Consider the following 10,864-nt stretch of genomic DNA (forward strand, 5'->3'; position numbering starts at 1 on the left):
TATCTTCGTCATATCCTCAGCGTTCTGGCAGACTGGCCGATAAACCGGGTGGCGGAACTCCTGCCCTGGAATGTGGATCTGACTGCAGAATAACCGTCAATACGGCGGTGAAAGTACGCTTACCCAATGACGGGCTGGCCGTCGTGTTAACCCCTGACGATGACCTTTTCCCGGTGCGGTTTGAGCTATCAAAAGTTACCGGCTGGACGCTGGAGCACCACCTTGATAATCAGGTGGCCCGGATCATCCTTGAGAAAAAAGGCGCTACCGGATGGATAAACGGTGATCGTACGACCTTCCTCAACCGCTATCAGGTCAGTCACCGTCCGGACGGGCTAATCACCCTCCCAGACGGAACCGTCATCGCGATTGAGACTGAGCGCCGTCTGAAAACCAAAGCCCGTTACCAATCGATCATCGCCAGCCATTTACTAGCCCGGACCCGTAAAGACTGGTTTTACGTTTTTTATTTCGTGCCCGACCCGCAGAAAAAACGCGCAATTGAACTGTTGTTCAACAGTATAAAATACGTCATCGTTAACCATCAGCATATTCCGCTGGAAGCACGCCACCGCCATGTTTTTCGTGTCTATACCCTCGACGAACTGCATCAACTGGAGCTGCATCACTACGCTTAAGCCAGTACTTTTGTGCTGGCAGGTTTACCCATACGGTAAGCCTGCCGCGTGGTTGATTGATGAGTAATTACTTAAGGTATATACTCACAGTATGCACAAAAGAGGAGCACGACCATGAAACACAGAGTCAGCGTTACCGTGGACAAAGATAATTATCAGGTTCTGAATGCTGCCGGCGTCAATATTTCTGGTCTGGTGAATGAAGTCATCGGCAAGGAAGCCCGTCGCATAAAGGCTGAGGAATGGAAGAAAGAGAACCATGAGGGGATGGAGGAAGTCGCCAGATTTATCGCACAGAATGGCTCTTTCGCCGATGAAAACAGGAACTGGTGATCATGCAATTCACTGTTTATCAGTATAAGCGGGCAAGTCATTACAAAATGTTTGTCGATGTGCAAAGTGATATTGTTGATACGCCAAGGCGGCGAATGGTCATCCCGCTGATAGCATCGCATCACCTGTCTGAAAAAGTGAATAAAACCTTGTTCCCCCTGGTCCGCATCGACGGCGAAAATTACCGACTGATAACAACTGAATTATCAAGCGTTTCCGTTGAGGTCATCGGTGAAATTATCGCGGATGTGAGCCATTATGCCGATGAAATCAAAAATGCTATCAATCTCATGTTCTGGGGTGTTTAAACGCCTTTAAAAGGTTTTCAGTAAAAGGGCGGTATATCGCCCGTCACCAGAAAATACAGTAAGCACCGATAATCCGGAATGTGAATGTATGATTAAAGCCACATTCCTTTGCAGCTTCCTCTATTTCCGTTCAAACCTTCTCCATCAAATAACGATGCGCTTTCGATGCCGCACCGGCGGCTTTGAAAATATAGCGTTTGTCGTTTTTCAACGCTTTCAGCCAGGAAGCGATGTAGCTTTCATGCTGAACCTCGCCGACAATCCCCAAATCCGCCATCAGGAACGCACTTCCCAACTCAGCAATAATTTCTTCAAAAGCGTAAGCCTCACTGCCAAACTTCCCTTTCATTTCTCGGTTTAATCGCAACTTGCCGCCGCTCCAGTGAATCAGCTCATGTAAACCAGTTGCATAAAAATCGGCAGCCTCGGGAAAAAGGTGCCGTTCCGGTAAATAAATCTCGTCAGTAGACGGTCTGAAAGAGGCGTTTTGTCCTTTCTCGATGATGTTTGCGCCACTGCTCCGGAACAGGTTTTCAACCTGTGGCAGCGCATCAAACGTCTCTGCTGAATTGCCCGGCTCAGTCGCCAGGGGCAGGCCGTCAATCTGTTCAACATTAAACACCGTGAACGTTTTCAGCATCGGGATATGGTCGATCCCGCCTTCGTCGTTTTCCTTTTCCAGCGTGGTATAAAAAATGGCTGTCGTTCCGCGCTCTCCCTTACGAACCTGTCCCCCTTCCGCTTGCGTCTGTTTGAATGTCATCCAGCGGGAATCATTGAATCCCTGTTTTGAAGCACTGCACCACAACAGCATGATATTCATCCCGCTGTAAGCAATACCGGTGGCGTAATTAGAAGGCAATCCGGACATACCCGCTACGCGCTGCCACGGGCATGTCCATGGTTTAACACCAGCTTCCCGTGCCGTAATGATGCTGTCGGTGACGGTCTGATAAATATCGGTTCTGGGTTTGGAAAATTTCGTTTTTGAGGAGCCTGACTGCTCCAGCGGGGATACGCTGGTCATCGTTGCGGTGTTAGGGGCGCTGGTCTGGGTATGCAGGGAAATGGACATGGTTTTTTCTCCGTCAGTGGTGTGATTTTCGTCTTCGTATCGCCTGACGGTTCGCTTTCCCGGCATCGTTCCGGCCAGCAAGGGCGCAGAATGCGTTCTATTTACCCTTGCGGGACGGGTTGTGTTGGGAAACGATTAACCGGAAGCAGATAAAGAAGAAACGGAAAGTGCACAGGAGAAAAAACGAGACCCTGAGTACCTGGACGTAGCGCCCCTTGCTCCGCAGCGATGAAATGGGGTTGGGGGTTGGTCACCCCTCGTTTAGACCCTTTATCTGTTATGGTTTTCGCTTGTACTCCTGCTGCATCACGGTATGATTTTGTTATCTTTCGTCTGGTTTCCTTACCGCAGCTCCCGATTGCGGTACCATGCGAGAAAGCGTCATTAGCTACTAAAGGTGTAAGAATGGGATTCTGGATTTTTTTTGCTGCGCTGATCGTTATCTATCTTCTTTTTTTCAAAAAGAAAAAAACTAGCTCAATCAGCCGGTACGGTGAAAACAGCGCTGCAAAAATTACAGTAAGCCCAACACCTCACCCTGTTAAATCAGTCAAAAGCGTTAATACTTCGTCATCGCAGATGCAAGCATTAGACGATGACGAACTTGCGACTTTCAGTCTCGTTAACGGCTTAACGGTTGAATTTCGTAGTAGTCACGGACAAGAAACAAATTCATCTACCCAACGTAATAGAGCTCCTGCGCGATGGATAAATCCCGGAGAAAATGTAAAAATCCAAAATATCGTTATCAATCGTGGTAATTTTTATTTTGGGGGGCAGATAAAAGCTAATTTATCGGCAAAATACAATAAGTTTTATAATGATGGTTCCGATGTTTCGCTGGTTAACGATGCGTTATCTATCCAAACGACCACCAAATATTACGAAGATGATTCATTAGGGTATTGGCCTAGTTATTCGACACTCTCTCCATGCGGTCGTGGTGCTTACCTTGACTGGCTAGCTAGTGACCGAAGTGATCCTACCTGCCCTATCGGCTATGCTTTCATCTATTTTTATGGATTAGAACGCCGGGCACTGGTTGATGGAAAACAGAAAGACATCTCCGATAATGATTTCAGAATCTTATTTGAAGAAGTTTTACGATTGCGAAGTGTTTTTCAAAAAAACAATTCATTCCAGCATTACGCGACTCAATTAATGGAAGCCATGTCGCTTCTTCGGCCTAATACGATTTTAATCGAAAATGAAAATGAATATTTTGCTTCAGGAAGCTCATTGCTATTTAAATTTCGTCTTGCAACGATTGTCGCCCAGGAGAAACCTGTTCCGACTGAGTTGGCATTGGCGTGGGTGAAATATTATACCGAATATACGCTACGAACTCCGGCGCGTCGCTGTGCGGATGAGTTCGCTACGCTATTTAAACAACGTTATGCTAAAAAATTTGGTGAGGGTCTTGTGATTAAGCCCAATAAGACCCGACTCAAGTTAGATTACACTCCGGCTAGCAGTTCGCTCAGGGGGATCAGCATTGAACTCCTCGATCTTCCTAATCCTAGCGTTCTGAGAGCACCTGTACAAAAATTGATGCAAATTGCAGAATCCTGCACCAACGATTTAGATGCTTACAGCCGCTACCTCGGTAAAAAAGATACATCAAGAAATGACATTGCTGCCATTATGTTACTGCCCAATGAAATCCTCACCGAAAGCGCAGGACAGATGTTTACGGAGTTTAAAAGTTGGGCCGAAGGTAAAACTATGGAAAGTTCCGGGCTTGCTACTGTCGCTGATTTCTGGTCCCGTCTAGGCATGCCGGTTCCTGATAAGCTTAATAAAAAAGAGGCCGAGCTTATGCAGAATTTCGCACAACGTGCGGGTTACGGAATAGCACCGGATATGAGATACCATCACTTCAAACCGGAACCTGACGGTAATGTTGTTTTATTTGCCGGAGGGCACGGCGAGTTCTTCTCACCCTCCGCAGAATTCATTTCGGTTTCCGTTGCACTCCGACTTGGTGCTATGCTCGCACAAACAGATAAAAGTATTGATACATCGGAACAGGCAGCGCTGGAGAAAACGATTGATCATAACAGCGCGTTGTCACCGGAGGAAAAAAGCTCATTACACGCCTACCTCATATGGCGGCTTAATACGCCAGCCAGTATGGCTGGCCTGAGAGGCAGAATTGAGAAACTCACCGATAACGACAAATCTGTCATCGGTCGTGTCATCGTAACCGTCGCCTGCGCTGATGGAAAAATTGATCCCGCTGAAATTAAGCAGCTGGAAAAAATTTACGCCAGTCTTGGGATGGATAGTAGTGCCGTTACCAGCGATATCCATCACATGTCAACAGCAGAAAAAACATCACTAGCCGCCACACCGGCCGCATCAGGCGCAGATAATGTATTTTCACTCAATAAACATGTCCTTGCGCGCCATGAGTCCGACACGAAAGATGTTCATCAGTTGCTGAGCACAATTTTTGTTGAGGACGAACCCGAAGAAATGCTTCAGGTAGTCACTTCTTCGCAATCAGTTTCTGGCCTTGATGAAGCGCATAATCAGCTGTACCAACACTTGCTGGTAAAAGAACGATGGCCCAGAAACGAAGTCGCCGAGCTATGCCAACGGTTTAACTTGATGGTGAGCGGTGCCATTGAAACTATTAATGACTGGTCTTACGAACAGATTGATGCCCCAGTTCTTGATGATGACGATGACATTTATGTTGACCTGGCAATTGCACAAGAACTCAAAGGATAATTCATGTCTGGCATTCGCATTCGTTTAAAAGAACGAGACGTTATTATTCAGTCGCTGAAATCAGGCGTTACGCCTAAAATCGGAATTCAGCATATTCAGGTTGGCAGGGTAAACGAGATAAAAGCGCTCTGGCAGGATATAGAACGTATCGCCGATGGCGGCGCCGGGTTCCGCCTGATTATCGGAGAATATGGTTCGGGTAAGACGTTCTTTTTAAGCGTAGTTCGCTCAATAGCGCTAGAGAAAAAGCTTGTCACGGTGAACGCTGATTTATCTCCGGATCGACGCATACATGCATCAGGAGGGCAAGCGCGGAACCTCTACTCAGAATTGATGAAGAATTTATCCACCCGTAACAAGCCTGATGGACATGCGTTATTGAGCGTGGTTGAGCGCTTTGTCACTGAGGCCAGAAAAGAGGCGGAAAGCACGAATTCTCAGGTCCCGATCATCATTCATCAAAAACTCGCTGCACTGTCCGACATGGTTGGCGGTTATGATTTCGCCAAAGCCATTGAGTGTTACTGGCAGGGCTATGAGCAGGATAATGAGATTTTAAAATCTAATGCTATCCGCTGGCTCAGAGGTGAATACACCACGAGAACCGACGCCCGAAACGATCTTGGCGTACGCACCATTATTTCTGATGCTTCTTTCTACGATTCGCTAAAGCTGATGAGTCTTTTCGTCCGTCAAGCTGGATATACGGGACTACTGGTCAATCTGGATGAAATGGTCAACCTCTACAAGCTTGCCAATACGCAGGCCAGAGTCGCGAATTATGAGCAAATACTGCGTATTTTGAACGATTGCCTTCAAGGAACGGCAGAACATATCGGCTTTCTGCTCAGCGGTACGCCGGAGTTCCTATTTGATCCACGTAAAGGGTTATACAGCTATGAAGCACTCCAGTCACGCTTGGCGGAAAACAGTTTCGCAAAGCGCGCGGGAGTTATTGATTACTCATCCCCGTGCCTACATTTGGCCAGCCTGACGCCAGAGGAGCTCTACATTCTTCTGAAAAATCTGCGTCATGTATACGCGGGCGGAGAGGAGGATAAATATCTTATTCCAGATGAAGCCCTGACGGCATTTTTAAGCCATTGTAGCGATACTATCGGCGATGCTTATTTTCGTACGCCAAGAAATACAATTAAAGCCTTTTTGGATATGCTCGCTGTACTGGAACAAAACCCGACTCTCCATTGGTCGCAGCTTATTGCAGATGTGGCTATCGCCGAAGAAAAACCCAGCGATATGGATGAGATCGTTTTAGGCATTAACTCGGATGAAGATGGTTTGGCAGACTTCAGGCTATGATAAGTGAATATCAGCGGCTGGACCCACGCATACAGAAGTGGATATTCCGGCAAGGATGGAGTGATCTACGGGAGCTACAAAAAAAAACGATCCCGCCGATTCTAGCGGGCGATCGGGATGTGTTGATCAGTGCCGCCACCGCAGCTGGTAAAACGGAAGCATTTTTTCTGCCCGCCTGCTCCGCTGTCGCGAATATTCAAAGCGGTTTTAGTATCCTGTACATCAGCCCACTCAAAGCGTTAATTAACGATCAGTACCGACGGCTGGAAAGTCTTGGCGATGCACTGGAGATGCCCGTTACACCTTGGCACGGTGACATTGCACAGAGTAAAAAACTAAGAGCGAAGAAAAACCCTTCCGGTATTTTGCTCATCACCCCGGAATCGTTGGAAGCTATGCTGATCCGTTCCTCCGGCTGGCTAAAGCAGGCTTTCGCTCCACTGGTTTATATTGTTATTGATGAATTCCATGCCTTTATCGGCTCCGAGCGAGGTATGCAGCTTCTCTCCCTGCTGAATCGGATCGATCATATACTGGGAAGAGTTAACAACCCGGTTCCAAGAGTAGCACTAAGCGCGACGCTGGGTGAGCTGAAAAAAGTACCATTATCCCTGCGACCTAATCAGCGTCTGCCCTGTGACATCATCACTGACAGTCTGGTCCAGGCTACATTAAAAGTGCAAGTTAAAGGCTACCTGGAACCCCGATTATCCACAGGTAAAGAACCGTTGCCTTCGGCTGAAACGCAGATCTGTCATGATATTTTTCGGCTTTGCCGTGGCGATTCCCATCTGGTTTTCGCTAATAGTCGCAAACGAACCGAAAGCATCGCCGCCACGCTCAGCGATCTCAGCGAAGCGAATATTGTTCCTAATGAGTTTTTCCCTCATCATGGATCGCTGTCAAGAGATCTGCGCGAAACCCTCGAACAGCGACTCCAGAAGGGGAATCTTCCCACCACTGCCATTTGTACGATGACGCTGGAGCTGGGTATAGACATCGGCAAAGTCAATTCCGTAATACAGGTAACTCCTCCGCATTCCGTTGCCAGCCTGCGCCAACGCATGGGGCGATCTGGCAGACGCGGTTCCCCCGCCGCGCTGCGGATGCTGATCGCAGAACATGAACTGACGCCCACATCAGGTATTGTCGATCAACTGCGACTACAACTTGTTCAATCAATGGCGATGATAAGACTGTTGATAGGTAGTAAATGGTTTGAACCTGCCGATACCCGGCAAATACATTACTCCACATTGTTTCATCAAATCCTGGCGATAGTTGCTCAGTGGGGAGGTGTGCGCGCGGATCAACTCTGGTCGCAACTATGCATGGATGGACCGTTTCAGAAAGTCGGCTCAAATAATTTCAAAATACTGTTACGACATATGGGAGAACGTCAGTTTTTAACTCAGCTTTCCAGCGGAGAACTGGTGCTTGGAGTGGAGGGCGAACGGTTGGTTAATAAATACACGTTTTATGCCGTATTCAGTACACCGGAAGAGTTTCGCATTGTCGCTGGCAACAAAACGCTGGGCTCTATACCTGTTGATTCGCCACTACTACCAGAACAACATATTATTTTTGGCGGACGACGCTGGAAAGTGACCGACATCGACAGTGACAAAAAGGTCATTTACGTCGAAGCGACAAAGGGTGGACAACCGCCTTTATTTGGTGGAGAGGGCATGTCTATACATGATGTTGTCCGACAAGAAATGTTAGCCATCTATCGGGAAGGCGATTACAGAATCACTGTTGGTGAACATAAGGTTGACTTTGCCGATACCTCAGCCATAAGTTTGTTTGAAGAAGGTTTACATTATTTTAATAGCAACAATTTATCTTCTGAATGTTTTATTCAGCAGGGGCAGCATGTTTATATTCTTCTTTGGCTGGGGGATCAGATTCTAAACACATTGTCGGCATTACTGCTTAATTCTGGCTTCAAGACCGGATCGTTTGCTGGTGTCATTGATGTTGAACAAACCACAGTGGATGAAGTTAAGCGTGTATTAGCCAAGATGCTTAGGGCTGGGTTGCCATCAGAATTTCATCTTGCTGAAAGTGTTCCTGAAAAATTTCTTGAGAAATATGATGAATACCTACCAGATGTGTTGCTTACTGAGGGATACGGATTACGAGCTTTTGATGTTGAAGGGGTTACTAGGTGGTTAGGAAAACACCTATAAAAGATTCATTTTATCAATCGCCATAAAAGAGGATATATATTCACACACCCTGCAATAGTTTTTGAAGAGCGATATTCGATTGGCTTATATTCAGGCATCAGATCCGTCAAAGGGATAGTTTTGTCATGCTGCATTTCCAGTTCTAAGTGTGGCAGAATTTCGAAGTAGGCCATTATATCGTAATTTTTCCTTTTTGCTCAAGCATCATTTCTTTACTGAACTTAGCGATTTCACAAAAATACTCATTGACTGTTAACGGATCTCCCTGAGGACTCTCATTTGCATTTCTAACCATACACATGGTGCAAAACTCTTTATCAGCGCATTGAAGGCATTTAGGAAAGTCACTTTTGCGCAAGCCTCTTAAATATCGGATTTTTTCAGAATAATCCCAAATATCACTCAAGGCAGTTTCTTTCACATTCCCCACAACATAACCCTGCCAGCCAGCACACGGATATACGTTTCCATTATCTTCTATACAAAGAGAAGAATTACAAACACTGCAAACAAAATCGCTTGATGTAATATTTTTTTTATTTTCATATTCCAGTTTCATTTCTTTAAAATATTCTGCATTATTCGTTACTTTGCTACTAATCACCTCTTTTACTTCATTAACTGAAAGACGACAATTCAAGTTATTTGTTGTATGATTATATCTTGCTATGAGGACGTAATCAGCACCAGCATGAACATTATATTTTTCAGCCCATTTTATAACATCACCATAATTTTTTTTGTTTAGTTGCATTATTGGACAACTTATTTGCAAAGGAATATTATTTTTAATCAGTTCCAAAATTGCATTTTTTGTTTTTTCAAAACTCCCTTTCCTTTTGGTTATTTCATCATGAATGGCGGGATTCATAGAGTACAACGAGACTTGAACACCCAGAAGAGGATTTGCTTTCATTTCATTTAGAATTTCATTATCAAGTAATGTTAAATTACTAAGAACGTTTACTGAAAATTCATATTCTCTACATTTCCTTAAAAAATCACAAAAATTCTTGTGCAACATTGGCTCGCCACCACTCAACGTCAGATGCAACACCCTCATTTTTTTACATTGTTCTAGAATAGAATAAAATAATTTAGAATCAATATTGCTTATTTTATTCTCATGAGGGATATAACAATGAATGCATCTTTCATTACATTTACTGGTTATCTCTATATGTAAGTTTGTAAGCTGAGGTTTACCGTTGAAGTGTTCTTCTAAAAAATCTTGCGTGGATTTTTCGGGATATATAATAGGCGGGAAAGAAAATTTATCAATTAATTGCGGCTCTAAACTCTTATACGAAAACCTTTTATCGTTTTGTTCACACTCCTGTAATGTTTCCCCTGACACAATAAATCCATCACGTTCAAGTCTAGAATAGAACTCTTCAGCGTCATTCTGGATTGTACTAATGCCGACATCCGAAAATTGTTTTTTTATTTTTTTTACCAGATCATTAAGGGTTTGTGGTTTTCTATCTAAAACAGAAAAAAAAACAGCTCCACTTTCCGATAAGATCTTATCACCAATGTAGTTTCTGTTATCATTTATTTTTTTATACCCAAAATTCCTATTATCCGTAATATACCCAAAGGAATCATAGTTTCTGAATATGACATTAGCTTTTTTCTTTAAAAACATAGTAGTATACCTTAAGCAATAAGGCGATGAGTGTTAATAGTTTGATATCATAGCATGAGTAAATTGTTAGTCATGTACTCTCGTAAAGCCAGGATTTGAGATACACTTAACACTTTAAGCGTCTAAGTCACCTAAAGACAGCACTTTCATAACAACTGTAACTAATTAAGTATTTTAGCTACATTTCCCTGATGCTTGATGTAGCATAAACCACACCTTTATCAATCCATACAATCGAAACGTAAACCAGAAAAAACTTATCTGCAAAATTGCAAGAAATGTAAATAGCAATTATCTTCTACTAAAGGCATACGACCGAAATTCGGCGAAATATTAGATATAATATGGGCGTAGTCTGGACGTAAGTTCTCTTTCCATAACTTGAAAATCTTTCTGTTTTGCAAGAATTAGAAAAACTAGACGCAAATTCTTACGCAACTTTGCTAACTCCTTCTTTCAACACTTAGAAATTCATAAACATGGTACTGCTGTTGTAAACATCCCGATGTTAAAGCCATGCACTTTTTGAGATCATCGGCGAACTTCGGGTTATCCGATACTCTTCCGGCGTCAGGTTTCCCAGTGATTCATGAGGCCGTTCCTGGTTATACTCA

General features: G+C 44.3%; 9 protein-coding genes and 1 pseudogene. 7 read left to right on the forward strand and 3 right to left on the reverse strand.

Annotated elements, in window-relative coordinates; all coding sequences use genetic code 11:
* The 4 genes and pseudogenes from GRH90_RS26435 to ccdB form a co-directional block, all read left to right on the forward strand.
* Positions 1 to 93: transposase domain-containing protein (locus GRH90_RS26435; protein WP_162364288.1), on the forward strand; the 93-nt coding region annotated here is incomplete at its 5' end.
* A gap of 26 nt (positions 94 to 119) precedes the next feature.
* Positions 120 to 638, forward strand: a pseudogene (mobC, locus tag GRH90_RS25340) (MobC family replication-relaxation protein); the annotation flags it as partial.
* A 114-nt stretch (positions 639 to 752) separates the two neighbouring features.
* Positions 753 to 971: a type II toxin-antitoxin system antitoxin CcdA gene (ccdA, locus tag GRH90_RS25345; RefSeq protein ID WP_113867773.1), complete on the forward strand. Its 219-nt coding sequence runs from the start codon at positions 753 to 755 to the stop codon at positions 969 to 971.
* A gap of 2 nt (positions 972 to 973) precedes the next feature.
* The gene (ccdB, locus tag GRH90_RS25350) at positions 974 to 1,279 is read left to right on the forward strand and encodes a type II toxin-antitoxin system toxin CcdB (RefSeq protein WP_162368750.1); all 306 of its coding nucleotides are present in this window, start codon (positions 974 to 976) and stop codon (positions 1,277 to 1,279) included.
* 130 nt (positions 1,280 to 1,409) lie between these two features.
* Here the strand turns inward: ccdB and GRH90_RS25355 are convergent, their stop codons facing one another.
* Positions 1,410 to 2,354 carry an ArdC family protein gene (locus GRH90_RS25355; RefSeq protein ID WP_162368751.1) on the reverse strand — a complete coding sequence of 315 codons (945 nt, stop codon included), beginning with the start codon at positions 2,352 to 2,354 and terminating at the stop codon, positions 1,410 to 1,412.
* A gap of 405 nt (positions 2,355 to 2,759) precedes the next feature.
* On the opposite strand from GRH90_RS25355, the gene GRH90_RS25360 reads away from it, so the two are divergent.
* Genes GRH90_RS25360 through GRH90_RS25370 form a run of 3 tightly spaced genes read left to right on the forward strand, consistent with a single transcriptional unit; the run spans position 2,760 to position 8,602 of the window.
* The gene (locus GRH90_RS25360) at positions 2,760 to 5,090 is read left to right on the forward strand and encodes a tellurite resistance TerB family protein (protein WP_162368752.1); all 2,331 of its coding nucleotides are present in this window, start codon (positions 2,760 to 2,762) and stop codon (positions 5,088 to 5,090) included.
* A gap of 3 nt (positions 5,091 to 5,093) precedes the next feature.
* Positions 5,094 to 6,410, forward strand: a complete 1,317-nt coding sequence (locus tag GRH90_RS25365; protein ID WP_162368753.1) for an ATP-binding protein — start codon at positions 5,094 to 5,096, stop codon at positions 6,408 to 6,410.
* On the forward strand, positions 6,407 to 8,602 hold the full coding sequence (locus GRH90_RS25370; protein WP_162368754.1) for a DEAD/DEAH box helicase: 2,196 nt from the start codon (positions 6,407 to 6,409) through the stop codon (positions 8,600 to 8,602). The genes GRH90_RS25365 and GRH90_RS25370 overlap by 4 nt, the downstream gene beginning before the upstream one ends.
* 172 nt (positions 8,603 to 8,774) lie before the next feature.
* On the opposite strand, the gene GRH90_RS25375 is transcribed toward GRH90_RS25370, so the two are convergent.
* Together GRH90_RS25375 and GRH90_RS26005 are read right to left on the reverse strand one after the other, a co-directional pair.
* On the reverse strand, positions 8,775 to 10,250 hold the full coding sequence (locus GRH90_RS25375; RefSeq protein WP_162368755.1) for a PqqD family peptide modification chaperone: 1,476 nt from the start codon (positions 10,248 to 10,250) through the stop codon (positions 8,775 to 8,777).
* A gap of 508 nt (positions 10,251 to 10,758) precedes the next feature.
* Positions 10,759 to 10,864 (reverse strand): integrase core domain-containing protein (locus tag GRH90_RS26005; RefSeq protein ID WP_512698839.1); only part of this gene is annotated, 106 nt, incomplete at its 5' end.

It is taken from the genome of Acerihabitans arboris, assembly GCF_010131535.1.
Lineage (GTDB): Bacteria > Pseudomonadota > Gammaproteobacteria > Enterobacterales > Enterobacteriaceae > Acerihabitans > Acerihabitans arboris.